The organism is Isoptericola nanjingensis, from assembly GCF_050311635.1.
In the GTDB taxonomy this organism is placed as follows: Bacteria; Actinomycetota; Actinomycetes; order Actinomycetales; family Cellulomonadaceae; genus Isoptericola; species Isoptericola nanjingensis.
This window is the reverse complement of the sequence record NZ_JBNOZL010000002.1, coordinates 1-25334: the sequence shown is the minus strand read 5'-3', so window position 1 is coordinate 25334 and position 25334 is coordinate 1. Positions and strand designations below refer to the sequence as shown.

Sequence of the window (25334 nt, the reverse complement as noted above, 5' to 3'; positions counted from 1 at the left end):
CTCAGCGCTGGACGAACGCGAGCAGCGCCGCGTTGACCTCGTCCGCGTGCGTCCACAGCAGGCCGTGGGGCGCGCCCTCGACCTCGACGTACTCGGCGTCGGGCACGGCGGCGTGGAAGCGCCGGCCCGAGGCGTCGATCGGCAGGATGTTGTCCTTCGTGCCGTGCAGGATCAGCGTGGGCAGGCCCGCGGCGCGGACCGCCTCGACGTCGGGCCGGAAGTCCTCGATCCACGTGGGGACGACGGCGTACGCGGCGACGGGCGCCGAGCCCACGGCGGTGCTCCAGTTCGCCCGCACGACCTCCTCGGAGATCCGCGTGCCGAGGTTCTCGTCGAGGTTGTAGAAGTCCTTGTAGAACTGGGTGAACCAGGCGTAGCGGTCACCGCGGGCCGCGTCGACGATGCCGTCGAAGACGGACTGCGGCACGCCCTCGGGGTTGTCGTCGCGCTGCACGAGGAACGGCTCGAGCGAGGCGAGGAACGCGAGCTTGGCGACTCGCTCGTGGCCGTGGTTGCGCACGTACCGGGCGAGCTCGCCGGTGCCCATCGAGAAGCCGACGAGGATGACGTCTCGCAGGTCGAGCGTCGTCAGGACGGTGTCGAGGTCCTTCGCGAACGTGTCGTAGTCGTACCCCGAGCCGACCTTGCTGGACGCGCCGAACCCGCGGCGGTCGTAGGTGATCACGCGGTACCCGGCGGCGAGGAGCTCGCGGGTCTGCAGCTCCCAGCTGTGCCCGTCGAGCGGGTACCCGTGCACGAGGACGACCGGCTGCCCGGAGCCCTGGTCCTCGTAGTAGAGCTCGACGTCCGTGCTGTTCTCCTGCCCGACGGTGATGTAGCCCATGGTGGTGCCCCTTCCGAAGGAGGGGAGAACGATCGTTCTCCCGCTGTTCGCTACAGTAGAGAACGATGGTTCTCCCCGCAAGGGGAGGGCCGGCGACGGGAGGGTGAACGATGGTCGACGAGAAGGCGGCGAGCGACGCGGTGGTCGCGGCCGCCGACCGGCTGTTCTACGCGCGCGGCGTGCAGGCCGTGGGCATGGACGCCGTGCGCGCCGAGGCCGGGGTGTCGCTCAAGCGGATCTACGGGCTCTTCCAGTCCAAGGAGGACCTGGTGGTCGCCGTCCTCGCACTGCGGACCAGGCAGTGGACGGAGGGCGTGGCGCGCGCGGCCGCCGGCGCGGCCACGCCGAGCGACCGGATCCTCAGCGTCTTCGACTTCCTCGACGCGTGGTTCCGGGAGGACGGGTTCCGGGGGTGCGCGTTCATCAACTCGTTCGGCGAGCTCGGCGCGACGTCGCCCCGCATCGCGGAGGCCGTGCGCGGGCACAAGGAGGACTTCCGGGCGCACGTGCTGGGCCTCGTGCGCGAGGCCGGCCTGCCCGACGCCGTCGCCCTGCAGGTCGTGCTGCTCGCCGAGGGCGCGCAGACCACCGCCGCCATCACGCACGACGCCGACGTCGCGCGCGAGGCACGCCGCGCCGCCGCGTCGCTCCTCGCCGCCGAGGCGGCGCGAACGCCCTGATCACACGCCCGCGGGGTGGCCTCGGCGGGGGCCGACGGAGCAGGGGGCACAATGGTGCGGTGACCTATCGGTTCCTGCGCCTCGTCCTGTCGCTCCTGGTGTACGTGCTCCTGCGCCCCCAGGTGACGGGACTGCACAACATCCCGCGGCGCGGCCCGGTGATCCTCGCGAGCAACCACCTGTCGTTCATCGACTCGATCATCATCCCGCTCGTCGTGCCCCGGCACGTCACGTTCATCGCCAAGGCGGAGTACTGGACGGGCCGCGGCCTCAAGGGCCGGGTCTCGCGCTGGTTCTTCACCACGATGGGCCACATCCCGGTCGACCGCGAGGACCCGCGCGCCGGGCAGCGGTCGCTCGACGACGCGCTCGTCGTGCTCAAGCGCGGCGGCGCCTTCGGCATCTACCCCGAGGGCACCCGCTCCCGCGACGGCAAGCTGCACCAGGGACACACGGGCGTCGCCTGGCTGGCGCTCGCGGGCTCGGCGCCCGTCGTCCCCGTGGCCCTGCGCGGCACCGACAAGGTGCAGCCCGTCGGCAAGCGGCTCCCCCGCCCGACGCGCGGCATCCAGGTGCACTTCGGCGCCCCGATCGACCCGTCGCGCCAGCTCACCGCCGGTGCCCGCCCGGCCCAGGTGCGTCGTGAGCTGACCGACCACGTGATGTCCTCCATCCACAAGATGAGCGGCCAGGAGCTCGCCGCGTGACCTCGCCCTCGCCGCACGGCGAGGAGGTGCAGCGCCTCTTCGACACGGTCCCCGGCTACTACGACCGGATGAACCGCCTCATGACGCTGGGGCGGCACGCGGCCTGGTGCCGCGACGTCGCACGCCGGGCGCAGCTGCCCGCCGGCGGCTCGCTGCTCGACATCGCGACCGGCACCGGCGTCATCGCCCTCGAGGCGGCCCGCCAGTACCCCGGCGCGACGATCCACGGCGTCGACTTCTCCGAGGGGATGCTGGAGGGCGCCCGCGCCAAGCCCGGCGCCGACGCCGTGACCTGGCAGTTCGCCGACGCCAACGCCCTGCCCTACGACGACGCGTCGTTCGACGCCGTCACGCACGGCTACCTGCTGCGCAACGTCGAGGACGCCGAGCGCGTGCTCGCCGAGCAGCTGCGGGTGCTCCGGCCCGGCGGCCGTCTCGCGCTGCTGGAGACCTGCCCGCCGCGCGGCCTGCTGAAGTACCCCGTGGCGCTCGGGGTGAAGGTCGTGATCCCGCTGCTCGGGCAGCTCGTGGCCCGCGACAAGAAGTCGTACACCTACCTCGAGGAGACCACCCTCGGGTTCATGTCCCCCGAGCAGGTCGCGTCGATCCTCTGGCGCCTCGGGTTCGACGACGTCACCTGGCGTCGCCGCTTCCTCGGCACCCACATGATCGTGAGCGCCCGCAAGCCGTAGCGACGTCGCGCGGTACCGTCGAAGGATGCGCTCCGCGCCCGACGGTGACGGCCGTCGCTCAGCACGACCGCCTGGAGGCCGGGCGGTGCGCCGTGCGCGCACCGGGACGATCGCACTCGCAGCATTCGCCGACGCCGTCTGCGTGCTGGGGCTCGCGGTGGTCGGCGTCGCGGGTCCTGCTCCCCGCGCAGATCCCGTGGGCCCGCTGTCGGCGACATGGCCGTTCCTCGTCGCCGCGGCGGTCGGATGGTGCGCGTCTCGCGCCTGGCGGTCCCCGTGGCGCCTCTGGCCGACGGGCGTCGTGGTGTGGGGATGCACCTGGGCGGTCGGTGTCGTCCTTCGGGTCCTGGCGGAGCGCGGCGTGTTCCCCACGTTCCAGATCGTGTCGTTCGGGTTTCTCGCCGTGACGATGCTCGGTTGGCGCGGCGTCGTCGCAGTCGTCCGGATCCTGCGCCCCAGCCGTCCGCGGGTCATCGTCCAGATGGACGATCACGACGGACCGACCCGCTGAGCGACGAGCACGGGACGCCGGCCTCGACGTGCCTGCCGTGCGAGCGTGGCAGGGGCGTCGTGCCTCCCCCGGCCGGGGGAGGCGCAGGGCAGGGCCGGTGGGCAGACTGGCGGGCATGACGGCGACGACGGGGAGCGGACGGCGCACGCTGCGCTGGGCGCTCACGCCGCTGACCAGCGCGTCCACGGTGCGGGCGGGCGTGTACCTCGTCATCGGCGGCGTGCTGGCGGGTGCGTACTTCGCGCTCGCCGCGGGGTTCGTGCAGATGTTCGCCGACCCGGCGACGCCGCGGGTCGCCGTCGGCGTGCTGGCGCTGGTCACCGCGGTCATCGTCGGCTCGCCGCCCTTCCTCGCGCCCGTGCGGGCGCTCGAGATCGCCGCCGTGCGGACGTTCCTCGACGTCGACGCGCGCACCTTGCCCGACCCGGTCGGGGCGCCCACCGTCGCGACGCGCTGGCGGGGTGCCGCCTGGTTCGCGCTGCACCTCGTGCTCGGCGCGCTCGTCACCGTGGGGCTGCTGGTCGCGGTGCCGCTCGCGACGCAGCTGGTGCTGTCCGCGTTCGGCGTCGACCGGGCGTTCCTCGTGCAGAGGGGACCCGCGCTCGCCAGCAACCCCGTCGGCTGGCTGGTGCTCGCCCTGCTCGCGCTCGTCGCGCTCCCGTACGGCACGGCGCTCGCGCGACGCCTGCTGCGGCAGTCGGCCGAGCCGCTGCTCGGCCCGGACCAGACGGCGCGGATCGCGGAGCTCGAGGCGCGTGCGGACCGGCTCGCCGAGCGCGGCCGCCTCGCCCGCGAGCTGCACGACTCCGTGGGGCACGCCCTGACGGTCACCACGCTCCAGGCTGCGGCCGCCGCGCGCCAGGTGGAGTCGGACCCGGACGCCGCCCGGCGGTCGCTCGCCGCGATCGAGGAGGCCGGCCGGTCGGCCATGGCGGACCTCGACCACGTGCTCGGCCTGCTGCGCGCGGGCGACGACGCGTCGTCCGGCCCCGCGCGGCGCGCCCCGGCCCGGTCGCTGGACGACCTGCCCGCCCTCGTCGACGACGCCCGGCACGCCGGCGCGGACGTGCGGCTCGACGTCGACGACGGGGCGTCGGGCGCGCTGCCCCGCGCGACGTCGCACGAGGCCTACCGCGTGGTGCAGGAGGCGCTGACCAACGCCGTCCGGCACGCCCCCGGTCGCCCGGTCGCGGTGCGCGTCGCCGTCGGCGAGCGTGACCTGGAGGTCGAGGTGACGAACCCGGTCGAGCCGCCGGGGACCCCGGGCGCCGCCGACGGCGGCGGACGCGGGCTCGCCGGCATGGCCGAGCGTGTCCGGCTGCTGCGCGGCGACCTCGACGCCGGGCCGCACGCCGGCCGGTGGGTGGTGCGGGCGCGATTTCCGGTCGACCGGGAACGCGGTGCCTCGGGATGATCGCGCGATGGACGAGCTCTTCGGTGGGGACTGCGCGGCCTGCGGCCACCCGTGGTCGTGGCACCCGGTCGCCCTGGCCGGCCTGCGCGGATGCGTCCTCTGCATCGAGGAGGAGGACCACGACCAGCGGGACGACATCTGCGCCCTCTGGCCGCCGGACGCCGGGCTTCCCGCCGTCGAGGTCGTCCGCGTCGCGATCCGCCGCGGGCGTCGGGGGCGGGGTCGGCTGACCTTCGTCCTCCCCGACGGTGGTACCTGGGCGGTCGCGCGCCGTGGACGCTGGAAGGTGCCCGACGACGTCGGAGAGGTCGAGCACGAGCTGGCGACCACGACGCTCGGCGGCTTCTGGGAACGGCACTACCTCGGGTTCCGCTGATCCGCGCGGCGGGGACCCGGGTCTCGACGGGCTCGACCGCCGGTCCGTACGGCAGGATCGACGGCGTGACCGTGCCTCCCGACACCGCCGTCGTCCGTGTCGTCCTCGTCGACGACGAGCCGCTGGTGCGCGCGGGCCTGCGCGTGATCCTCGACGCGGAGCCCGGCCTGGAGGTCGTGGGGGAGGCGGGCGACGGGTCCGAGGTGCCGCAGGTGGTGACCCAGGCCCGGCCCGACGTCGTGCTCATGGACGTGCGGATGCCGACGGTGGACGGGATCGCGGCCACGCGCGCCGTCGTCGCGTCGGGGCGGCCGGGCGCCCCGGCGCCGCGCGTGCTGGTGCTGACCACGTTCGAGAACGACGACCACGTGCTCGACGCGCTGCACTCCGGAGCCCAGGGCTTCCTGCTCAAGCGGGCCCGCCCGGAGCAGGTGGTGCACGCGGTGCGCGTCGTGGCCCAGGGGGACTCGCTGCTGTTCCCGGACGCCGTCCGGCGCCTCGTCGCCGCGCACGGCCCGGGCGGCTCGGCCGGGGACGCCCTCCGGTCGGCCGGCCTCACCGAGCGCGAGAGCGAGGTGCTCCGCCTCGTCGCCGCCGGCCTGTCGAACGCGGAGATCGCCGGCGAGCTGTTCCTCGGGGTCGAGACGGTGCGCACGCACGTGGGCAACGTGCTCGCCAAGCTCAACGTGCGCGACCGCACCCAGGCCGTCGTGCGTGCCTACGAGTCGGGGTTCGTGCCGATCGGGCGGGCCTGAGCCCGGCGCCGCCACCGGCGCAGCGCGACCGAGGCGAGAAGGGCGCCCGCCGCGGCCCCGATCGTGTTCGACAGCCAGTCGTTCGTGTCGCAGGACCGGCCGATCGCGGGCACGAGCGCCTGGACGACCTCGATCGCCGCGGACGTGGCCGACCCCGCGAGCAGCGCGAGCACCGGCCGGCGGAGCGCGACGGCCGCCAGGTAGACCGGCGGGACGAACAGGACGACGTTCGCCATCAGCTCGACCCGGCCCGGCGTCGGCAGCGCCCAGCCCACGGTGCACCGCGCGAACAGCTCCCGGTCGACCGGTGCCAGCGTCAGCAGGGCGACCGGCACGAGGGACACCGCGGCCAGGACGGCGGCCAGCCGTGGCCGGCCCGTGAGCCACGGGCCGGCGAGCCATCCCCCGACCGCCAGGACGACCAGCGCCACGGGGGACAGCCACGGGTGGGCGACGAGGACGGTCGAGATCACGGGCCCCAGTCTCCCTGCGTCCGAGTCGCCCGCGGTGCCGCGTCCAGGAGCATCCGGCGAGGTGCCTCAGCGGAGGACGTCGGCCAGGCGGTCGCCGAGCTCCGTGCCGTCGGCACCGTGCACCAGTGGGGCGTCGGGGTCCGGGCGCCCGCGGGAGGGCCGCGGGCGGGCGCGCTCGACCTGCCGGATGGCGATCGCGGCGACCCGCCCGGGCCAGCGCGCCGTCGCGCGCACGTACACGTCCTCGTCGAGCTGGCCGGCGTCGCCGACGAGCAGCCAGCGCACCCGCGGGAAGGCGACCATGAGCCGGTCGAGGCTGTCGCCCTTGTGCTGCGGGCCGCTGCGGAACCAGCCCGTCTGCGTCGGCCCCCAGTCGGTGAGCAGCAGCGGGCCGGGCGGGAAGCCGTGCCGGTCGAGGAACCCGGCCAGCGTGTCGGCGGTGTTCCACGCGCCGTTGGAGAGATAGACGAACGGCGCGCCCGGGTGGTCCGCGGCGATCCGCCGGTACAGCTCGGGCATCCCCGGCACGGGGCGGCGGGCGCTCGGGCGGCGGACGAAGGTGTTCCATGCGGCGAGGAAGGGGCGGGGGACCGCGGTGATCATCGTCGTGTCGTCGATGTCGCTCACGACGCCGAACGTCGTGGCGTCGCCCGCGACGTCCACGGCGGCGGCGGCAGACGTGCCCGCCGTGCGGACGGCCGTGAGCGTCGCCTCGTGCCGCCCGGGCGACAGGAGCGCGTCGTCCGGCAGCGTCACCTCGACGTCCACGTACCCGGCCCGGTCGGTCGTCACGTCGACGGACACGCCGCCCAGCGTGACGCGCACCGCCTCCCGAGGGGCCGGCAGCGTCAGATAGGCCCACGCGCCGCGGCGTTGGGCGTGCCGCAGCGCCGCCAGGGGCCCCGAGGCGTGCGACGGCGGCACCAGCAGCACGCGGGCCAGCACGCGGACCCGCCGCGGCGAGCCGTACCCGGTGAAGGGGACCAGGCGCGGCACCCAGCCGCGACGGCGCAGGAACGCCCCCGCCACGGTGCACCACCAGTCCTCGACCACGGCGGCGACGTGCGGTCGCTGCGTCGGCCTGTCGACGGGGTGCTGCGTGGCGGGGGCGTGCGCGTCGGGCATGTCCCGATCGTCCCTGCTACTGGCCTCCCATGCCTGTCGTCGCCACGCCCTGCACGATGCGGCGCTGGAAGAGCATGAACACGACGAGCAGCGGCAGGGCGGCGATCATCGCCGACGCCATGTTCTGCGCGTACTGGACGCCGTAGGCGTTCTTCACGGTCGACAGCCCCACCGGCAGGGTCATGAACTGCGGGTCGGTCGTGACGATGAACGGCCACAGGAAGTTGTTCCACGCGCCGATGAACACGAAGATCGCGACGGCCACGAGGATCGACTTCGACAGCGGCAGCACGATCGTCCAGAACAGCCGCCACGTGCCGGCCCCGTCGATGCGGGCGGCGTCGAGCAGCTCGGACGGGATGGCGTCGAAGAACCGCTTGAGGATGAACACCATCACCGGCGCCACGATCTGCGGCAGCACGATGCCCGCGAAGGTGTCCACGAGGCCCATGGCCTGCATCTGCTTGAACAGCGGCACGATGAGGATCTGGCCGGGCATCATGATGGACGCGACGGTGAGGAACTGCAGCAGGCCGCGGCCCTTGAACACCGTCTGCGAGAACGCGAACGCGGCCATCGCGGAGATCAGCACCGTCAGCGCGGTCACGAGGACGGCGACGACGAGGCTGTTCCACATCCAGCCCAGCAGCTCGCTGTTGCCGAGCACCTGCCGGTAGGCGTCGAGGGTCCAGCCCTGGGTGGGCCACCACGACGCGGGCAGCGCGGCCTCGGCCTCGTGCTTGAAGCTGGTGACGGCGCCCCACGCGAGCGGGAGCAGCCACAGCAGCGCCATGACGACGAGGGCGGCGAGCGCGGCGGCCCGCACCCACGGGGACGGCCCGATCGTCAGCTTGGTGAGGGTGCGGTTCTCGGCCCGGGCCTGCTGCCGGGCCGACCGGCGTGCGGCGACCAGCGTGGCGACGGAACCCGGGGCGGACTCGGTGACGGCCACGTCAGGCCTCCTTCTTCGTCGGCAGGAGCCGGACCAGCGTGAACACGAGGATCAGGGCGAAGAACACGTACGAGATGGCCGACGCGTACCCGAGGCGGTAGTTGGTGAAGCCCGTGTCGTAGACGTACTCGAGGATCGGGCGCGTGCTGCCGTTGGGGCCGCCGCCGGTGAGCAGGTAGATCTGGTCGAACACCTTCAGGGACGCGAGCAGCTGCAGCACCACGATGACGCCGGTGATGGTCTTCATCTGCGGCAGGGTGATGGAGAACAGCCGCCGCCAGCCGCCGGCGCCGTCGATGGTCGCGGCCTCGTACTGCTGCTGCGGGATGCCCTGCAGCGCGGCCAGGTAGAGCAGGAAGTTGAACCCGACGGTCCACCACACGGTGACGAGCGCGATGGAGAACATCGCGACGTTCTCGTCGGTCAGCCAGCCGATCGGCCCCAGACCGAGCTTCGCGAGCCCCACGTCGAGCAGGCCGATCTCGGGCTGGAAGAGCCAGCTCGCGAGGGACGACACGACGGCGCTGGTCAGCAGGAACGGCGCGAAGAACGACAGCCGCCACACCCACTGGCCGGGCAGCCCGGTGTGCACCAGCACCGCCATGACGAGCGCCACCAGGATGAGCGGCACGGTGCTGAGGAGCGTGAACCAGACGGTGTGCCACAGCGTGGTCCACACCTGCGGGTCGCTGAAGGCCTCGACGTAGTTGTCGAAGCCGATGAAGGAGCTCGCCGTGGCGGTGAGGCTCTGGTCGGTGAAGCTCATCCACAGGCCGTAGATCGTCGGCCACAGCAGGAAGAGCCCCGTCGCCACCGCGAACGGGGCGACGAACAGGTATCCGGAACGGTCCTGCGCGCGGAGCGAGTGGTTCACGGCGCGGGTCCCCGTGCGGGGGCGGGTGCCCGTGGAGCGCCGGGAGGGGCGCGCGACGGGGGCGCTGAGTGACGTGCTCGAGGCGGTCATCGTCGTCCTCTCTCGGTCAGGCGGCAGGGTCGGGCTGCGACAGGAGACGGTTCATCTCGCTGAGCATCCGGTCGACGGCGGTCTTGGGGGTGGCCTTGCTCGAGAGGGTGTCCATCATCGAGTCGCCGATGCGGGTCTGGAAGTCGCTGCCGCCGCCGGCGAACCAGACGTCCGGGTCGAAGACGGCGATCTCCGCGGCCTTCGCGTAGTCGCTCTGCGGCACCAGGGCCTGGTACTCGGGCATCTGGACGATCGGCTGGTACGCGGGGATGTGGCCCGCCTGCGCCCACGTCATGCTCTCTCGCAGGAGGTCGGCCAGGACGCGGTAGGTGGCCTGGCGGGCCTCGGGGTCGGGCGTGGCCTGCCGCGGCAGCACGAACGAGTGGGAGTCGGCGTAGTTGGCCGGCTGGTCGAAGATCGTGGGGAACGGCGCGCCCCCGAGGTTGTCCCCCAGGGCGTCGCGGAACATCGGCAGGTCCCACTCGCCGTCGAAGACCAGCCCGGTGCGCTTCGACATGAACCGCCCCGTCGCGGCGCCGCCGTCCTGGTTCGGCGCGGCGACCTCGCCGTCGAGCATCTCCTGGAGGAACTCGAAGACCCCCTCGGCCTTGGCGGTGTCGAGCTCGGCCGCCTTGCCCGGGGTGAGGTCGTACCCGCCCCCGGTCTGGCTGTACAGCCCCCAGAACACGCGCCAGCAGCCGGCCGGGTCGCGCAGGTAGCCCCACGACATCCCGGTCTCGCCCGTGACCTCCGCCAGGTCGCGGCCGGCGTCGAGGAACGCGTCGGCGCCGACCAGCGGGCGGAGCTTGCCGTCCGCGTCCGCGAGGCCCGCCTGCCGGACCATCTCCGGGTTGTAGAAGTTGATGTACGGGTGCGTGTCCAGCGGCAGCGCGTAGAGCTGGCCGTCGAACTGCGCCTTCTCCCACACCGCGGCGGGGAAGTCCTCCTGCGTGATGCCGAGCTCGGCGAGCGCATCGAGGTCGAACGGCTCCAGCAGGCCGCCGGGCGCGTACCCGGCGAGCCGGGACAGGTGCATCACCGCGGCCTCCGGCGGGCGTCCGCCGGACGAGGCCATCGCGAGCTTCGTGTAGTACGGGGGGCCCCACGCCAGCGTCGTCGAGTCGACGTCCAGGTCGGGGTTGGCGGCACGCACCGCACCGACCATCTCCTGCATGAGACCCCCGTCGCCGCCCGAGAACAGGTCCCAGATCATCACCGACGTCCGGCCGCTGCCGGACGCGGTCGGCGTGGCGCAGCCGGACAGCGCGCCGCCGAGCGCGACACCGCCGGCGCCGACGAGGGCCGCCTGGAGCAGGCCGCGCCTGCTCAGCCCGACGTCGTCCACCGTGCCGCTCGAACCCGACCGACGAGGGAACCGGCCCTGGGCGCGGCTCGCCCACGGCCCTGACAAACCCCCGGACGTACGCAGCTTGGTCTTCATCGACCCTCCTGAGTGCAACGTTGCGCTCCAACGTGGGACCACGATGGACTAGGCGGCGCGGACCGTCAAGAGGTCCGCTGACACGGTGGCGACGGCGCCCCGCGTCGGGCGAGAGAGGGTCGGTGGATGGCAGCACAGGACGAGCGGGGCGCGACGTCGGAGCCCGGGGCGACGGTGTCCTCGGGCACGTCAGGGCGCTCCCGGGCGGGCCGCGGCTCGGGCAGGGTCGGGATCAAGGACGTGGCGGCGGCCGTCGGCGTCTCCTGGAAGACGGTCTCGAACGTCGTCAACGGCACCGGCCGGGTCGGCGAGGAGACGCGGGCCAAGGTCGAGGCGATGATCGTCGAGCTCGGGTACCGGCCGAACCTCGCGGGCCGGCAGCTGCGGCAGGGGCGCACGAACACGCTCGCGCTCGCGGTCCCGTGGGCCCACTCGCCGTACTTCTCGCTCCTGGCGCACATCGTCATCGAGGTGGCAGGCGCCCGCGGCTACCGGGTGCTCATCGAGGAGACGCGCACCGACCGGGACACCGAGCTCCAGGTGGCGCGCGGGTTCCGGGTCCAGGCGATCGACGGGATCATCTTCTCGTCGCTGGCCCTCGGCCCGGCGGAGATCGCCGAGGTGCGCGGCGAGACGCCGATGGTGCTGCTCGGCGAGCGCGACGACCCTGGTCACGACCGCCGCTGGCGCACCGACCACGTGAGCATCGACAACGTCCGGGCCGCGCGGGAGGTCACCGAGCACCTGCTCGCGACGGGCAGGAACCGCCTCGCCTTCGTCGGGGCGGAGTCCGTGGCGGACCGCTCGGGCACCCCGCGGCTCCAGGGTTTCCGCGAGGCGCACGCGGCGCGGGGCCTGGAGGTGGACCCGCGATGGGTCGTGCCCGTCACGGAGTTCTCGCGCCCGGCCGGCCTGGCGGCCCTCGAGGCGGTGCTGCCCCGGATCGACCAGGTGGACGGCCTCGTGTGCGCCAACGACGAGCTGGCGCTGGGCGCGCTCTACGCGCTCCGGCTCAACGGGGTGCGGGTGCCCGAGGACGTGGCCGTCACGGGCTGGGACAACACCGAGGACGGCCGGTACTCGAACCCGTCGCTGACCACGGTCGCGCCGGACCTGCAGGCCATCGCCGAGACCGCCGTCGACCGGGTGATCGCGCAGGTGGAGGGGGCTGCGGGCGGCGACGGCGAACGGGACGTCGACGTCGTCGTGGCCCACCGGCTCCTGGTACGGGAGAGCAGCCGGGAGGCCTGACGCCCGGCCGAATTTCGGACCAACATCTGATTCAACGTTGCATTTTGAGAGCCGCTTCGGTTGAATCAGCGCGGAACTGTCGTCCATGCAACGGAGCACCACGATGTCCGTCCTCGATCGTCTCGACCCCCCGTCCGCCCCGGGCGGCACCTCCGTGCCACGCCCCGAGTACCCGCGCCCGCAGGTGGTGCGGGACCGGTGGCTGAATCTCAACGGGGAATGGGGGTTCGAGATCGACCCCGGCGACTCCGGGCTGGAGCGCGGGCTGCGCGAACGACCCCTGACCGGCACGATCACCGTCCCGTTCGCCCCGGAGTCGGAGCTCTCCGGCGTCGAGAACACCGACTTCCTCGAGGCGGTCTGGTACCGCCGCGAGGTGACCGTCCCCGCCGAGTGGTCCGCCGTCGCCGGCGACGACACGCACGTGCTGCTGCACTTCGGCGCCGTCGACCACGACGCCACGGTGTGGGTGGACGGCACCGAGGTGGCCCGCCACCGCGGCGGCTTCACGCCGTTCACGGCGGACCTGCACGGCGTCGCCGTGCCGGGCGACACGGTGACGGTCGTCGTGCGCGCCCGCGACCACCGCGGCATCCCGCAAGCGCGCGGCAAGCAGTCCGGCCTGTACGCCAACAAGGACTGCCACTACACGCGCACCACGGGCATCTGGCAGACGGTGTGGATGGAGCCGGTGCCGGGCGCCAGCCTGCGCCGCCCGCGCATCACGCCCGACCTCGCCGCCCGTGCCCTCGACGTGCGCGTGCCGCTCACGCAGAACCGCCGCGGCCACCATGTGGTCGTGACGGTCACCGACGCGGACGGCGTCGTCGCCACCGAGACCACGCGCGCGGACCTGGACCTCGCGCCCTCGGTGCGCGTCGTGATCCCCGCGGGCCGGGTGCGGCCCTGGTCCACGCAGGACCCGCACCTGTACGGCGTCGAGGTCGAGCTGCACGACGCCGCGGGCGACGTCGTCGACGCCGTCCGCTCGTACGCGGGCCTGCGGTCCGTGGCCATCGAGGGCAAGGCGATCCGCATCAACGGCGAGCCCGTGTTCCAGCGCCTCGTGCTCGACCAGGGCTACTGGCCCGAGTCGCTCATGACCGCCCCGAGCGACGCCGCGCTCCTGCGCGACGTCCAGCTCGGCCTCGAGGCCGGCTTCAACGGCGCGCGCCTGCACCAGAAGGTCTTCGAGGAGCGCTACCTGTTCCACGCCGACCGCCTCGGCTACCTGGTGTGGGGCGAGTTCGGCGACTGGGGCTCCGGCGACTTCGGCCGCCGTGACGACCACCAGAAGCCGACGACGTCGTACGTCGCCGAGTGGCTGGAGGCCCTCGAGCGGGACTTCTCGCACCCGTCGATCATCGGCTGGTGCCCGCTGAACGAGACCCACCAGCTGCTGCACGACCGGATCACCCAGCTCGACGACGTCACGCGCGCGATGTTCCTCGCGACCAAGCTCGCCGACCCGTCGCGCCCCGTGCTCGACGCGAGCGGCTACTCGCACCGCGTGCTCGAGACCGACGTCTGGGACTCCCACCACTACGAGCAGGACCCGGAGAGGTTCGCCCGCGACATGGCGGGGCTGACGACCGACGAGCCCTGGGCGAACAGCTACGACGGGGACCCCATCTCCCTGCCCTACAAGGGCCAGCCGTACTTCTGCAGCGAGTACGGCGGCATCTGGTGGAACCCGGAGGAGGCCGCGCGCGCCGCGGGCGACGACCGCAGCGAGTCGTGGGGGTACGGCCAGCGCGTGGCGGACGAGGAAGAGTTCCACGTGCGCTTCGCCGGCCTGACGGACGCCCTGCTCGACGACCCGCTGATGTTCGGCTACTGCTACACCCAGCTCACCGACGTGTTCCAGGAGCAGAACGGCATCTACCGGTTCGACCGGTCCGAGAAGCTCGACGTCGACCGGGTCCGTGCCGTCCAGGTGCGCCCCGCCGCCTTCGAGAAGGACGCCGACTGAGCACGGGCGCACGGCGCTGAGAAGTCGTACCGAGCCGCGCGGCGGCGGGACCCGGTCCCGTCGCCGCGCGGCCGTGATCGCAGGAGAGTGGAGCACATGCCCGGACCCGACTTCCGCACCTCGTTCGAGCCCGGCGACCCTGCGCCGCTGCCGACCGCGCGCCGGGCGCCGCTGGTCGCCCGCGTGGGCGACGGCCCGGCGTCGGGCGCCACCCACAAGCCGCGCGCGGGGTTCACGGGCCTGCACGCCCTGGGCTTCGCGGGCCTCAAGGACGGCCCCGGACCCGCGACGCACGTGCTCTTCCGGGACCTGGGGATCGAGGTGGGGCCGCGCACGCGGCTGAGCTACGTCGTGCTGCCCGACCTGCGCGGCGACCTGCGGTACCCGTCCACGTTCGTGGCTCTGGACCTGGCGTTCACCGACGGCACGTACCTCTCCGACCTGCGGGCCGTCGACGCCCACGGCACCGGCGTCTCCGCGCGCGCCCAGGGCGAGGGCAAGATCCTCTACGCCGACCAGTGGAACTCTGTCCGGATCGACGTCGGCGCCGTCGCCGCGGGCCGCACGGTCGACGCCGTCCTGCTGTGCTGCGACCCTCCCGACGACCTGGCGGACGGTGCGTTCTCCGGCTGGCTCGACGACGTCGCCCTGGTCGCGGAGCCCGCGGGGCCGCCCGGACCCGATCTCGTCGACCTCGTCGACACCCGCCGCGGCACGATGTCGAGCGGCCAGTTCTCCCGGGGCAACAACGCGCCCGCCACCGCGGTGCCGAACGGGTTCACGCTCTGGGTGCCGATGACCGACGCCGGGTCGCGGCGCTGGCTGTACGAGTACCACCGGGCCAACGACCCGCAGAACCGCCCGGTGCTGCAGGGGTTCGGCGTCTCGCACCAGCCCAGCCCGTGGATGGGTGACCGCAACCAGCTCGTCGTGCAGCCGGCGACCGGTCCGGGCACCCCGACGGGCGACCTCGCTGCGCGCGGCCTGCCGTTCGACCACGCGGACGAGACCGCCCGCCCCGACCTGTACGCCGTGACCTTCGCGGACGGCACCACGCTCGCAGCCACGCCCACCGACCACGGCGGCCTGCTGCGGTTCGGCTTCCCGCAGGGGGTGCCCGGGCACGTGCTGCTCGACACCGTCACCACGGCCGCCGGGGAAGCCCGCCTCACGGTGGACCTCGATGGCACCGTGACGGGATGGGTCGACGACGGCAGCCCGCTGTCCGTGGGCCGCACCCGCATGTTCGTGGCCGGCAGCTTCGACCGGGCGCCCGTCGCCGTCGGCGCCGCCCGCGGCGACCGGCAGCACGCGCGGTACGCGAGCTTCGACACCTCGGCCGACGGGGGCGGCGCGGTCGTCGAGCTCCGGCTCGCGACGTCGTACCTCGGCCTCGACCAGGCGCGGCGAGCCCTCGACCAGGAGCTCGCCGGCCGGTCGTTCACCGAGGTCCAGCAGGCGGCGCGGGCGCTCTGGCAGGAGCGGCTGGGTGTCGTGGAGGTCGCCGGCGCCACCGCCGACCAGCGCGTCACGCTGTACTCGAACCTCTACCGGCTGCACCTGTACCCGACGTCGCACACCGAGAACGCCGGCACGCTCGAGGCGCCCGTGCCCCGGTACGCGAGCCCGGTCGCACCGCCCGTCGGGCCCAGCAGCGACACGGTCACCGGGGCAGCCGTCGTCGACGGCCGGATGATGGTCAACCACGGGTTCTGGGACACCTACCGCACGGCGTGGCCGGCGCTGACCCTGCTGGACCCGGCGCTCACGGCGCGGCTGGCCGACGGGTTCGTGCAGCAGTACCGCGACGGGGGCTGGATCTCGCGCTGGTCGTCGCCGGGCTACGCCGACCTCATGACCGGCACCAGCTCCGACGTCGCGTTCGCCGACGCCTACCTCAAAGGCGCGCTGCCCACCGACGTCGCCCTCGACGCCTACGACGCCGCGCTGAAGAACGCCACCGTCGCGCCCCCGCACGACGCCGTGGGCCGCAAGGGGCTGGAGACCTCCACCTTCCTCGGCTTCACGCCCGCGGGCACGCACGAGTCGGTGTCCTGGGGGCTGGAGGGCTGCCTCAACGACTTCGGCGTCGGCACGATGGCGGCGGCGCTCGCGGACGACCCGGCCACGCCGGACGAGCGGCGCGCGACGCTGCGCGAGGAGTCGGCCTACCTGCTGGACCGGGCCACGCAGTACGGCGGCCTGTTCGACCCGGAGGTCCGGTTCTTCCGCGCGCGCGGCGCGGACGGCGCGTTCACCCCGGCCGCCCACCGTTTCGACCCGGACGACTGGGGCGGGCCCTTCACCGAGACCAACGCCTGGAACTTCGCGTTCCACGCGCCGCACGACCCACGAGGGCTCGCGAACCTCTACGGCGGCCCGGGAGACCTGGAGGCGCGGCTCGACGAGTTCTTCGCCCGCCCGGAGGACGGCACGCACGTGGGCGGGTACGGACAGGTCATCCACGAGATGACCGAGGCCCGCGACGTGCGCCTCGGCATGTGGGGCGTGAGCAACCAGCCGTCGCACCACGTGCCGTGGCTCTACACCGCGGTGGGCGCCCCGTGGAAGGCGCACCGGATCCTGCGCGAGGCGCTGCGCCGCCTCTTCGTGGGCAGCGAGATCGGCCAGGGCTACCCCGGCGACGAGGACAACGGCGAGATGTCGGCGTGGTGGCTCCTCGCCGCGCTCGGCCTCTACCCGCTGCAGGTCGGCTCGCCGCGGTACGCCGTCGGGTCGCCCCTGTTCGACCAGATCACCGTGCACCGGCCCGACGGCGACCTCGTGGTCCGGACGGTGGGGAACTCCCTCGAGAACGTCTACGTGCAGTCCCTGACCGTGGACGGCGAGCCGCGTGAGGCGGCCTGGCTGGCGCACGCGGACCTGGTCGGCGGTGCCACGATCGAGCTCGTCATGGGCCCGCAGCCATCGGCCTGGGGCACCGGCCCGGACGCCGCGCCGCCGTCGCTCACCCGCGGCGACGCGCCTCCCGCCCCGCTGCGCGACGTGACCGCGCGCGGCACCGTCGCCGTCGACGACGGCGGGACGCCCGCGGACGGCGCGCCCCTGGTCGACGACACGTCCGCGACGGCGCTGACCTTCGTCTCCCGGACGCCCGCCGTCACATGGACGGGCGACGGCGAGCAGCCCGTCGTCGCGCGGTACACGCTCACCTCGGGCGACGGCGCGGCGCCGTCCGCCTGGCGCCTCGAGGGGACTGTCGACGGCGCGACCTGGACCGTGCTCGACGAGCGGTCGGGCGAGGCGTTCCGCTGGGCACGGCAGACGCGGCCGTTCGGCGTCGCGCGCCCGGGACGGTTCGCGCGCCTGCGGCTGGTCGTCACGGAGGCGGCCGGCGACGGGCCGCTGACGCTCGCCCAGCTGGAGCTGCTCGCCTGACGACGACGCCCCCGGGCCGGCGAGGAGCCGGCGCGGGGGCGTCGTCGTGCGTCCGTCGTCTCGCTGGTGGTGTCAGACCACCACCAGCGCCGCGACCCGCCACAGCCCGTTGAGCGTGGACCCCACGATGTCGAGGTCCGCGCTGCGGCCCGACGCGCCGCCGTCCAGCTCGAACGAGAACCAGACGAACGACTGGCTCGGCAGGCTCGCGTCGCCGGACGAGCCCAGCACCGTACCGCCCTCGGAGAACGTGGTGATCCCCGCGTCGGTGAGCGAGTCGCCGCTGAGCACCCACACGGTGTGCTTCCCCGCGGGCACGGGGATCCGCAGCGAGCTGGGCTTCACCTTCTGCATCACGAGGTCGCGCCGCAGGGCGTCCGCGTTGCCGCGGTCGCGGTGGTCGGGCACGGCGCCGGTCCACCCGTAGCCGACGGCCTCGGAGAACACGTCCTGCGGGGACAGCCGGGTGTACCCGGCGACGAGCGGGCTGGACGGCGTGCCCGCGTCGAACGCCAGGGCGGCGTCGTCGGCATGCGGGGTGGTGACGACCTCGACCGCCCGGCCGCGCTCGATCTCCTCGTCGCCGCTGCGGAGCACCACCTCGACGACGGCGAGCCCGGGCGCGGCCGGGGGAGTGGCGGTGACCGTCACCTCGGCGTCCTGCCCGGCGGGCACGGTCACCGTGGCGTCCTCGACGGACCAGCCGTCGGGCACGACCAGCGACGCCGTGACCTCGCGGTCCTCGGCGCCGGTATTGCGCACCAGCACGGTGACCTCGTTCGACCGGGCCGTCCACCACACCGGCTCCGCGGTGGCCCGCAGCGCGACGAGCGACGGTTCCGGCGCAGCAGGGTCGGCGATCGTGAGCGCGGTGAGCCGCCACGGGCCGCCCTGGCCCGTGAGCGTGAGGTCCGCCGTCCGGCCGGCGGCGCCGCCGTCGAGAGGGACGTCCAGCCAGGCGAACGAGCCGGCGTCAAGCTTCTCGCCGGTGGCGACCGTGGTCCCGTCCACCGCGACCGCCGTGCCCGACGCCGCGCCGCCGGTGTCGCCGAACAGCAGCCGCGCCGTGTGCGCGCCCGGGGGGACGGCGACGCGCAGCACCCGGGACGAGCTGTGGAACAGGTGGTCGCGCAGCAGCGGGTCGCCGCCGCGGTCGCGGGCGGACGGGGCGGAGCCCACCCACCCGAAGCCGGCCGCCTCGGACCAGGCCGACTCCGGCGTCAGGGGTGTGTAGCCCGGCGCCGGGACGCCGCCCGCGGGCCCGCCGTTGAGCGCCAGGTGGCAGCGCGCGCCCGTGGGCGCGACGACCAGCGTCGTGCCGCGCCCGTCGAGCCGCTGCAGCGCGGGCGCCACGGCGACGTCGAAGGGGATCGCGTCGGCCTCGAGCGGCGGCGTGACGGGCACGTCCACCTCCACGGTCTCGGCCGACGCCGCGCGCCGCGTCGTCGCCTCGGTGACCCAGCCCGACGGCGCGGCCAGCGAGACGGTCGTGTCGTGGGCCCGCGCGGAGGCGTTGGTGACGGACACCGGCAGCAGGTTCGGCCGGCCGCCGAGCAGCAGCCGCGACCCGCCCGGCGCCACCTGAAGCCACTCGCGCCGCTCGTCGACCACGCGCGACTGGTCGAAGAAGAACCCGACCACGACGTCGCGCCACAGGGTGGCGTGCGCGACCTGCGCCGCGAAGCTCGCGGCGACGTCGGCGTGCCGCTGCTCGTCGACCTTCCCGGCCAGCGACCCCCAGGCGTCCGCGAACCCGCCGGCGTGCTCCACCCCCGTGAAGTGGGTGTCGTACAGGTGCTGGATGACGGTCTTGCCCGACCGCAGCCGGTGGCCGTACGGCACCCAGTGCATGAAGAGCAGCAGCTCGTCCGGGCACTCGTCGAGGGACCCGTAGACGTCGGCCCAGCCCTGGGGGTAGAGGCCGGTGAACCCGCTGCCCGTGGCCGCCGTGCGGTCGAAGCCGGTGCCCTCCGACGTCGTGTGGTGCGACTGGTAGAGGGTGCTCAGCGGGTCGGGGTCGAGGTGCGCCCCGCCGGGGTTCGTGAGGTACCCGAGCCCGAGCGGCGACGAGTAGTCCTCGTACGTCGCGCGCGAGCGCAGCAGCACGTCCACCACGGTGGACGTGACCACGTCGTCGGTGCCGAACGTCAGGCGCACCCACTCGGTGGCGAGGTCGCGCGGGTCGGCTCCCGGGTCCCAGCACAGCCGCCCGAAGGCGTACGCGTTGGCGGCACCGAGCTGGTAGCCGGTCCAGTCCCGGGCGTTCCCGACGTTGCTCACCCCGGCGATGCCGGCATGCCGCGCCTCGACCGGGCCCGCGGTCACGATGTCCGCCACGGTCGGCCCCGTACCCGGCCCGCCGGTCGTGAAGCTCAGCACCTCCCGCCACATCGGGGCGAGGTAGACGGTGTGGACCTCGTGGCCGGTGTACTCCTGCGTGAGCTGGAGCTCCAGCATCTGGTGGGTGTCACGCAGCTCGCCGAACAGCGGGTGCACGGGCTCGCGCACCTGGAAGTCGATCGGCCCGTACTTGGTCTGCACGATGACGTTGTCGTCGAACTCGCCGTCGAGCGGCGCGAACTGCCGGTACTGGTACTCGGCCCAGTCGCCGAAGTCCTCGTGCACGAAGCTGCGCCAGATGACGAGCGCGCCGTGGGGCGCGAGCGCCTCGGCGAGCATGTTCGCGCCCTCGGCGTGGGTGCGCCCGTAGTCGAGCGGGCCCGGCCGCCCCTCCGAGTTCGCCTTGACCAGGAAGCCGCCGAAGCCGGGCAGCGCGGCCACGACCTCGGCGCACTTGTCCCGCCACCACGCCCGGACGCGCGCGTCGGCCGGGTCGGCGGTGGTGATCGGCTCGGCGTCGTCCGCCGTGAGGAGCATCGGGCTGGCGTAGTTCACGGACACCCAGAGCGCGATCCCCCACGAGGCGAACAGCTCGGCCAGCGGCGCCAGCCGGGGCAGCATGTCGCTCGTGATGAAGCCGACGTTCGCGTTGACGTTGTTGATCACCGACGCGTTGATGCCGACCGACGCCATGGTGCGCGCGTAGTCGACCATCCGGTCGGAGATCTCGGGCAGCGCGTCCCAGTCGAAGATCGACGTACCCGCGTACCCGCGCTCGATCGACCCGTCGAGGTTGTCCCAGTGGTTCATCATCCGCAGCGGGGTGCGCGGCGACTCCACGCCCGACAGTTCGCGCAGCGGCCGCTCCAGCTGCAGCAGCCGCACCAGGTGGAAGACTCCGGCCAGGACGCCGCGGTCGGTGTTCCCCGCGACGATCACCCGGCGGCCCCCGCCCTGCGCGGGGACCGTCGCGATGACGAACCCCTGTTCGCCGGCCTTCGCCAGGCGGCCGCGGCCCACCGAGGAGCGCACGTCCGACGACTCCCCGGCGACGCCGATGACGATCGCCGCCCTCCCGGCGCCTGCCCGCGCGGGGGCCCTGCCGGTGAGGCCTTCGACCGCCCGCCGGAGTTCGGCCTCCGCGTTCAGCATCACTGGCCCGGCGCCCTGCCGGGCCACGCTGGTCAGCGCCCTGCGGTACTCGCGCAGCCGGGCCGGGTCGGCCGTGAGGTGGTAGCGGAGCCAGAGGTCGTAGCCGTCCTCGTCCGCGAGGCCCGCCGGGGCGGCGAGCGCGGTGGCGGCGCCCCAGGGCGCCATCGTCGCGGCGAACGCGAGGGCCGATGCCTGCAGCACGGTGCGCCGGGAGAGGTCCCGCCCGTGCCCCTGGCCGCTCATCGGTAGAACCGCACGTAGTCGAACTCGGCGGTGAGGCCGGTCCCCGCGAGGGAGACGAGGCCGATCCGCGGCTCCTGCCCGGCGGGCAGGTGCCAGACGCCGCCCCAGACGTAGTGCTTCCCGTCCCGGCTCGTCGCCGCCCGGAACAGGTGCTCGCCGGTGTCCGGGTCCACGGTGTGCCGCAGGCGGAGCCACATGGTGTCCGCCGACGGGCCGATCTGCATCTCCGGCCAGCTGTCGCGGTCGCGGCCGATCCACAGGAACACCTGCCGCGACGGTCCGGTGCGCGTGGGGGCCAGGTGGATGGAGTCCTCCGGGCTCTGGAACGCGATGATGCCGGCCTGGCTGCGGCCGTCGGGGGCGTCCGTGATCGGCAGGTGCAGCTTGGTCTCCGCCGTGTACGTGCCGGTCGGGGCGTCGCGCAGCAGCGCCGACGCCATCGTGCCCTTGCCGGAGAAGTCCGCGTCCTGCGTGGGCCACACGTACTCGCCGTCCGCGACCTGGCCGTCGGCCGGGCCGAACCACGACCAGCCGTCGAGGTCCGCGTCGTCGAACTCCTCGCCGTACTCCGTGAGCTCCGGACCGACCTCCGGGTCGGCCACCTTCTCCGTCACCGGGGTGTAGAGCGTCGTGACGCCCACGTTGTCGAGCTCGCCGGAGCCCCGCGTGGACGCGGCGCCGCCGCGGTCCCAGGAGCGCGGCACGTCGACCGACAGCTCCGCCAGCGGGATGCCGAGCAGGTCGGCGCTGACCTGTACGTCGGCGCGGCCGTCCCGCACCTCCGCGGTGAGGGCGTGCCAGGTGCCGAGGTCGACGCCGTCGTACAGGCGCGTCGCCTTCCGCTGCACGACGACGCCGTGCCGGGTCAGCTCGACCGACAGCCGGCCGGACGCGTCGAGCCAGGCGATCGCGTGGTCGTCCTCGCCGTCCGAGGCGAGCACCAGGCCCACCCGGCCCGCGTCGTCCCGCAGCCGGACGTCGGCCTCGAGCCGCACGTCGCCGCGCGGCGCCTTGCGGGGCAGCAGCAGCTGCGGGTCCGCGCCGCGGCTGACCGGACGGGCGAAGCCGCCCGAGTCGGCGTCCGTGCCGGTGGTCCAGGGCCCGGCGCCGACGGCGGCGAAGCCGCGCAGCCCGTCGGTGAAGTCGCTGCCCGCGTCCCACGCCCCGACGGGCGCGGTCTCGACGTCGTCGCTGGTCCACTCGCCGGCCCGCACCGTGGGCCAGCCGTCGATCCAGTCGAGGCGGTCCATCACGGCGGGCCGCCCGCCCCAGCTCGGGTCCGTCTCGGTGCGGTCGAAGCCGTTGGTGAGGATCCAGTCCTGGCCGGACTTGTCGACGACGTTCGCCGAGTGGCCCGTGGAGACCCACCGGTTGCCGTTGGGCGAGTTCACGATCGTGCCGCCCAGGTGCAGGCCGGTGAGGCCCACGCCCTCGGCGTCGACGAACGGGCCCATCGGGTCCTTGGCCCGGCCCACGAACACCGGGTAGGCGCCGTCGGCCTTCGCGCAGCAGCCGAGGCCCGAGTAGAAGAGGTAGTACCAGCCGTCGCGCTTGACGACGTACGCGGCCTCGCCGCGGCGCGCGCCGACCACCTGCACCGGGTCGCCCACCACCTCGGTGCCGTCGTCGTTCAGGTGCACGGCCTGGATGCCGCCGTCCTTGAACGAGCCGTAGTAGAGATACTTCTGGCCGTCGTCGTCGACGAAGACCGCCGGGTCGATCTGGTTGACCACCTTGTCCTGGTAGTCGTAGGGCAGCACCGGGTGGCCGATGTCCCTCCACGGGCCAGCGGGGTGGTCCGCCGTGGCCAGCGCGATCGTGTTCTTGTCACCCCCGGCGACCGAGTAGTAGAGGTAGTACTTCCCGTCGATGTACCGGACGTCGGGCGCCCAGTAGTAGGTGGTGGCGAAGTCGCGCCACTCCGGGTGGTTGTCGGGGCCGAAGACCTCACCCACGTACTCCCAGTTCACGAGGTCCTTCGACCGCGTGATCGGCATGAAGTACTGGTCCTCCCAGGGCCCGCCCTGGTTGTCCTTGCGCATGCTGGTCTGGGTCGCGTACGCGTACCAGTACCCGTCCTTGCCGCGGATGATCGACGGGTCGGAGAACGCGTCCGCCAGGTTGTCCATGACGTGGTTCCGGTACGTGCCGGGCGCGTCGTCGGGGTCGGCCGACGCGGTGACGCCGGACGACGCGACCAGGCCGACCGACGCGGCCACCGCGACCAGCAGGGCGGCGACCCTCCCGCGGCGTCGGGGCGGCGTCGTCGTGCGGGAGACCCCGGGTGCGGGGGCCGGTGACGGGGCCGGTGACATCGCTGGTGACATGGGTGGGACAACTCCTTCTGCTGGGCCGGGACCGCTGTGTCCCGGGCAGGTGAGGGTGTTGCTTCGCCGCGGCGCGTCGGTGCGCCGCCACGTCGTGCGGTGTGCGGGTGGTGCGGGGTGCTGCGTCTCCGGGCACGGCCCGGGCCGGGCCCGGGAGCGCGCGGCTCCCGGGCCCGGGGATCGGTGGGGTGGGTCAGGGACTCAGAGGAGGTGCGACGCAGGGCGTCGCGGTCGGGTCACTGCGCCTTGACGGTGTCCTGCACGTACTGGAACCACTGGTCCACGAACTGCTCCTCGGTGAGCTTGCCGTACTGCATCTCCTCGGAGAGCCGGGCCATCTCGGCCTCGATCTCGCCGTAGCCCTCGACCGGCACCGGCGCGGGCTCCGTGACGTCGTCGGCGTTGGCGTCCTCGTAACCGATGAGGCGGGAGTCGGGAGAGCCGTCCTCCAGCGTCATCGCGTCCTTCTGGGCGTCCGTCGCCGGCACCCCCTTGGAGGTACCGAAGATCTCGCCGACCTGCGGGTCGTTGGTCATGAAGTCGATGAACGCGGCCGCCGCGTCCGGGTGCGAGGAGCTGGCCGACGCCGAGAGCATGACGCCGGAGTGCCAGTACATCTTCTTGCCGTCGTCACCCGTGGGGATGGGCATGAGGTCGAGGTCGTCGCTGCCGAGCTCGGCCACATAGTTGGGCATCAGCGTGTCCCAGTTCGCCTCGGCCACGACCTCGCTCGAGTTCAGGCCGGTCTTGGGCTCGAGCTGCGCCGCGCGCTGCGGGGGGAAGAACGCCTTGGACTCGCGCAGCGGTGCCCACAGGTCGGCCCAGGCCTGCACGTCCTCCTGGGTGAAGGCGATCTGGCCGTCGTCGGTGAACGGGGCCTTGCCCTGCTGCACCAGCCACTGCTGGAACCACGGGCTGTTTCCCGTCATGTCGCCGATGGGATACACCTGCGGGTCGTGCTTCGCGCCGGCCTCGGCGACGTCGCCGAACCAGGCGACCAGGTCGTCCCAGGTGTAGCCCTCGGCCGGGGGCTCCATGCCGAGCTCCTTGAGGAGCTTCGTGTTGTAGATGATCGACTGGGTGTTGAGGCTGACCGGGACGGCGTACGTCTTGCCCTCGATCTGGCCCGACGCGAGCGCGGTGTCGTCGACGCCGTCGACGTCGAGGTTGACGCCCACCTGGCCGTCCAGCTCGGCGAGCTGGCCCGTGGCGCCGTACTGCCGCACGTAGCCCGCGTCCATCTGGACGACGTCGGGAAGGGCGCTGCCCGCGGCCTCGGTGGAGCGCGCCGTCCAGTAGTCGTCCCAGGACTGGAACTGCGTCTGGATGGTGATGTTCGGGTACTTCTCCTCGAAGGCGTCGATCGCCTTCTCGTACCGCGCGGCGCGGTCGTCGTTGCCCCACCAGGCGAACGACAGCGTGATGTCCTCGTCCGTGGAGACCTTGGCGGCCGGGCCGGCGTCCGCCCCGCCGTTGCCGCAGGCGGCGGTCAGGCCGACCGTGACGGCGATGGCGGCGACGGCGCCGGAGAGTCGTGCGAGCTTCATGGTTCCTCCGTCCCGCAGCTCTGCGGGGGTCGGGCCCGGACGGTCGTTCCGCCGCGGGCTGGTTCGGTGGGTGGTGCAGGTGCAGCGGCGGACGTCAGCCCTTGAGGCCTTGGGTGGCGACGCCGTCGACGATGTAGCGCTGGAAGAGGATGAAGAAGATCATCACGGG

At 73.6% G+C, this 25334-nt stretch carries 19 protein-coding genes; 10 read left to right on the top strand and 9 right to left on the bottom strand.

The window, feature by feature from the left end:
• Window position 1 precedes the first annotated feature (1 nt).
• The gene (locus ACQP6G_RS02990; RefSeq protein ID WP_429762717.1) at window positions 2-844 is read right to left on the bottom strand and encodes an alpha/beta fold hydrolase; all 843 of its coding nucleotides are present in this window, start codon (window positions 842-844) and stop codon (window positions 2-4) included.
• Between the two features lie 110 nt (window positions 845-954).
• Here ACQP6G_RS02990 and ACQP6G_RS02985 point away from each other — a divergent pair, with 110 nt between their 5' ends.
• The 7 genes from ACQP6G_RS02985 to ACQP6G_RS02955 all read left to right on the top strand — a co-directional run bounded on the left by ACQP6G_RS02985 (window position 955) and on the right by ACQP6G_RS02955 (window position 5979).
• The gene (locus ACQP6G_RS02985) at window positions 955-1524 is read left to right on the top strand and encodes a TetR/AcrR family transcriptional regulator (protein WP_429762716.1); all 570 of its coding nucleotides are present in this window, start codon (window positions 955-957) and stop codon (window positions 1522-1524) included.
• Between the two features lie 59 nt (window positions 1525-1583).
• Window positions 1584-2231, top strand: a complete 648-nt coding sequence (locus tag ACQP6G_RS02980; RefSeq protein ID WP_429762715.1) for a lysophospholipid acyltransferase family protein — start codon at window positions 1584-1586, stop codon at window positions 2229-2231.
• Complete coding sequence (locus tag ACQP6G_RS02975; RefSeq protein WP_429762714.1) at window positions 2228-2923, top strand: ubiquinone/menaquinone biosynthesis methyltransferase; 696 nt, start codon at window positions 2228-2230, stop codon at window positions 2921-2923. The genes ACQP6G_RS02980 and ACQP6G_RS02975 overlap by 4 nt, the downstream gene beginning before the upstream one ends.
• A 25-nt stretch (window positions 2924-2948) precedes the next feature.
• A complete protein-coding gene (locus ACQP6G_RS02970; RefSeq protein WP_429762713.1) occupies window positions 2949-3434 on the top strand; it encodes a DUF3054 domain-containing protein in 486 nt (161 codons plus the stop codon).
• Between the two features lie 115 nt (window positions 3435-3549).
• Complete coding sequence (locus tag ACQP6G_RS02965) at window positions 3550-4848, top strand: sensor histidine kinase (RefSeq protein ID WP_429762712.1); 1299 nt, start codon at window positions 3550-3552, stop codon at window positions 4846-4848.
• Between the two features lie 7 nt (window positions 4849-4855).
• Window positions 4856-5224, top strand: coding sequence for a hypothetical protein (locus ACQP6G_RS02960; RefSeq protein WP_429762710.1), 369 nt, complete (start codon window positions 4856-4858; stop codon window positions 5222-5224).
• A gap of 65 nt (window positions 5225-5289) precedes the next feature.
• Window positions 5290-5979: a response regulator gene (locus ACQP6G_RS02955; RefSeq protein WP_429762708.1), complete on the top strand. Its 690-nt coding sequence runs from the start codon at window positions 5290-5292 to the stop codon at window positions 5977-5979.
• Here ACQP6G_RS02955 and ACQP6G_RS02950 read toward each other — a convergent pair.
• From ACQP6G_RS02950 to ACQP6G_RS02930, 5 genes are all read right to left on the bottom strand, one after another.
• The gene (locus ACQP6G_RS02950) at window positions 5943-6452 is read right to left on the bottom strand and encodes a VanZ family protein (protein WP_429762707.1); all 510 of its coding nucleotides are present in this window, start codon (window positions 6450-6452) and stop codon (window positions 5943-5945) included. The two genes, ACQP6G_RS02955 and ACQP6G_RS02950, sit on opposite strands and share 37 nt — an antisense overlap.
• A 66-nt stretch (window positions 6453-6518) precedes the next feature.
• The gene (locus ACQP6G_RS02945) at window positions 6519-7577 is read right to left on the bottom strand and encodes an App1 family protein phosphatidate phosphatase (protein ID WP_429762705.1); all 1059 of its coding nucleotides are present in this window, start codon (window positions 7575-7577) and stop codon (window positions 6519-6521) included.
• Between the two features lie 16 nt (window positions 7578-7593).
• Complete coding sequence (locus ACQP6G_RS02940; RefSeq protein WP_429762704.1) at window positions 7594-8529, bottom strand: carbohydrate ABC transporter permease; 936 nt, start codon at window positions 8527-8529, stop codon at window positions 7594-7596.
• A 1-nt stretch (window position 8530) separates the two neighbouring features.
• Window positions 8531-9493, bottom strand: a complete 963-nt coding sequence (locus ACQP6G_RS02935; RefSeq protein ID WP_429762703.1) for a carbohydrate ABC transporter permease — start codon at window positions 9491-9493, stop codon at window positions 8531-8533.
• 16 nt (window positions 9494-9509) lie between these two features.
• Complete coding sequence (locus ACQP6G_RS02930; protein WP_429762702.1) at window positions 9510-10934, bottom strand: extracellular solute-binding protein; 1425 nt, start codon at window positions 10932-10934, stop codon at window positions 9510-9512.
• A gap of 126 nt (window positions 10935-11060) precedes the next feature.
• Between ACQP6G_RS02930 and ACQP6G_RS02925 the strand changes: the two genes are divergently transcribed.
• From ACQP6G_RS02925 to ACQP6G_RS02915, 3 genes are all read left to right on the top strand, one after another.
• Window positions 11061-12185: a LacI family DNA-binding transcriptional regulator gene (locus tag ACQP6G_RS02925; RefSeq protein WP_429762701.1), complete on the top strand. Its 1125-nt coding sequence runs from the start codon at window positions 11061-11063 to the stop codon at window positions 12183-12185.
• Window positions 12186-12288: 103 nt separating this feature from the next.
• Window positions 12289-14157 (top strand): glycoside hydrolase family 2 protein, encoded by a 1869-nt coding sequence (locus tag ACQP6G_RS02920; protein WP_429762700.1) that lies wholly within the window; start codon window positions 12289-12291, stop codon window positions 14155-14157.
• Between the two features lie 96 nt (window positions 14158-14253).
• The gene (locus ACQP6G_RS02915) at window positions 14254-17556 is read left to right on the top strand and encodes a GH92 family glycosyl hydrolase (RefSeq protein ID WP_429762699.1); all 3303 of its coding nucleotides are present in this window, start codon (window positions 14254-14256) and stop codon (window positions 17554-17556) included.
• Window positions 17557-17628: 72 nt separating this feature from the next.
• Here the strand turns inward: ACQP6G_RS02915 and ACQP6G_RS02910 are convergent, their stop codons facing one another.
• The 3 genes from ACQP6G_RS02910 to ACQP6G_RS02900 all read right to left on the bottom strand — a co-directional run bounded on the left by ACQP6G_RS02910 (window position 17629) and on the right by ACQP6G_RS02900 (window position 25165).
• On the bottom strand, window positions 17629-21291 hold the full coding sequence (locus tag ACQP6G_RS02910; RefSeq protein ID WP_429762698.1) for an alpha-glucuronidase family glycosyl hydrolase: 3663 nt from the start codon (window positions 21289-21291) through the stop codon (window positions 17629-17631).
• Window positions 21288-23618, bottom strand: a complete 2331-nt coding sequence (locus ACQP6G_RS02905) for a glycoside hydrolase family 43 protein (protein ID WP_429762697.1) — start codon at window positions 23616-23618, stop codon at window positions 21288-21290. The genes ACQP6G_RS02910 and ACQP6G_RS02905 overlap by 4 nt, the downstream gene beginning before the upstream one ends.
• A 236-nt stretch (window positions 23619-23854) precedes the next feature.
• Window positions 23855-25165 (bottom strand): ABC transporter substrate-binding protein, encoded by a 1311-nt coding sequence (locus ACQP6G_RS02900; protein ID WP_429762696.1) that lies wholly within the window; start codon window positions 25163-25165, stop codon window positions 23855-23857.
• Window positions 25166-25334: the final 169 nt, after the last annotated feature.

Excerpts from the sequence above, each read along its gene's own strand:
- ACQP6G_RS02935 (WP_429762703.1), bottom strand. The coding sequence starts at position 9,493 with ATGACCGCCTCGAGCACGTCACTCAGCGCCCCCGTCGCGCGCCCCTCC.
- ACQP6G_RS02985 (WP_429762716.1), top strand. The coding sequence starts at position 955 with ATGGTCGACGAGAAGGCGGCGAGCGACGCGGTGGTCGCGGCCGCCGAC.
- ACQP6G_RS02925 (WP_429762701.1), top strand. The coding sequence starts at position 11,061 with ATGGCAGCACAGGACGAGCGGGGCGCGACGTCGGAGCCCGGGGCGACG.
- ACQP6G_RS02905 (WP_429762697.1), bottom strand. The coding sequence starts at position 23,618 with ATGTCACCAGCGATGTCACCGGCCCCGTCACCGGCCCCCGCACCCGGG.
- ACQP6G_RS02900 (WP_429762696.1), bottom strand. The coding sequence starts at position 25,165 with ATGAAGCTCGCACGACTCTCCGGCGCCGTCGCCGCCATCGCCGTCACG.
- ACQP6G_RS02945 (WP_429762705.1), bottom strand. The coding sequence starts at position 7,577 with ATGCCCGACGCGCACGCCCCCGCCACGCAGCACCCCGTCGACAGGCCG.
- ACQP6G_RS02960 (WP_429762710.1), top strand. The coding sequence starts at position 4,856 with ATGGACGAGCTCTTCGGTGGGGACTGCGCGGCCTGCGGCCACCCGTGG.
- ACQP6G_RS02930 (WP_429762702.1), bottom strand. The coding sequence starts at position 10,934 with ATGAAGACCAAGCTGCGTACGTCCGGGGGTTTGTCAGGGCCGTGGGCG.
- ACQP6G_RS02970 (WP_429762713.1), top strand. The coding sequence starts at position 2,949 with ATGCGCTCCGCGCCCGACGGTGACGGCCGTCGCTCAGCACGACCGCCT.
- ACQP6G_RS02915 (WP_429762699.1), top strand. The coding sequence starts at position 14,254 with ATGCCCGGACCCGACTTCCGCACCTCGTTCGAGCCCGGCGACCCTGCG.
- ACQP6G_RS02910 (WP_429762698.1), bottom strand. The coding sequence starts at position 21,291 with ATGAGCGGCCAGGGGCACGGGCGGGACCTCTCCCGGCGCACCGTGCTG.
- ACQP6G_RS02965 (WP_429762712.1), top strand. The coding sequence starts at position 3,550 with ATGACGGCGACGACGGGGAGCGGACGGCGCACGCTGCGCTGGGCGCTC.
- ACQP6G_RS02990 (WP_429762717.1), bottom strand. The coding sequence starts at position 844 with ATGGGCTACATCACCGTCGGGCAGGAGAACAGCACGGACGTCGAGCTC.
- ACQP6G_RS02920 (WP_429762700.1), top strand. The coding sequence starts at position 12,289 with ATGTCCGTCCTCGATCGTCTCGACCCCCCGTCCGCCCCGGGCGGCACC.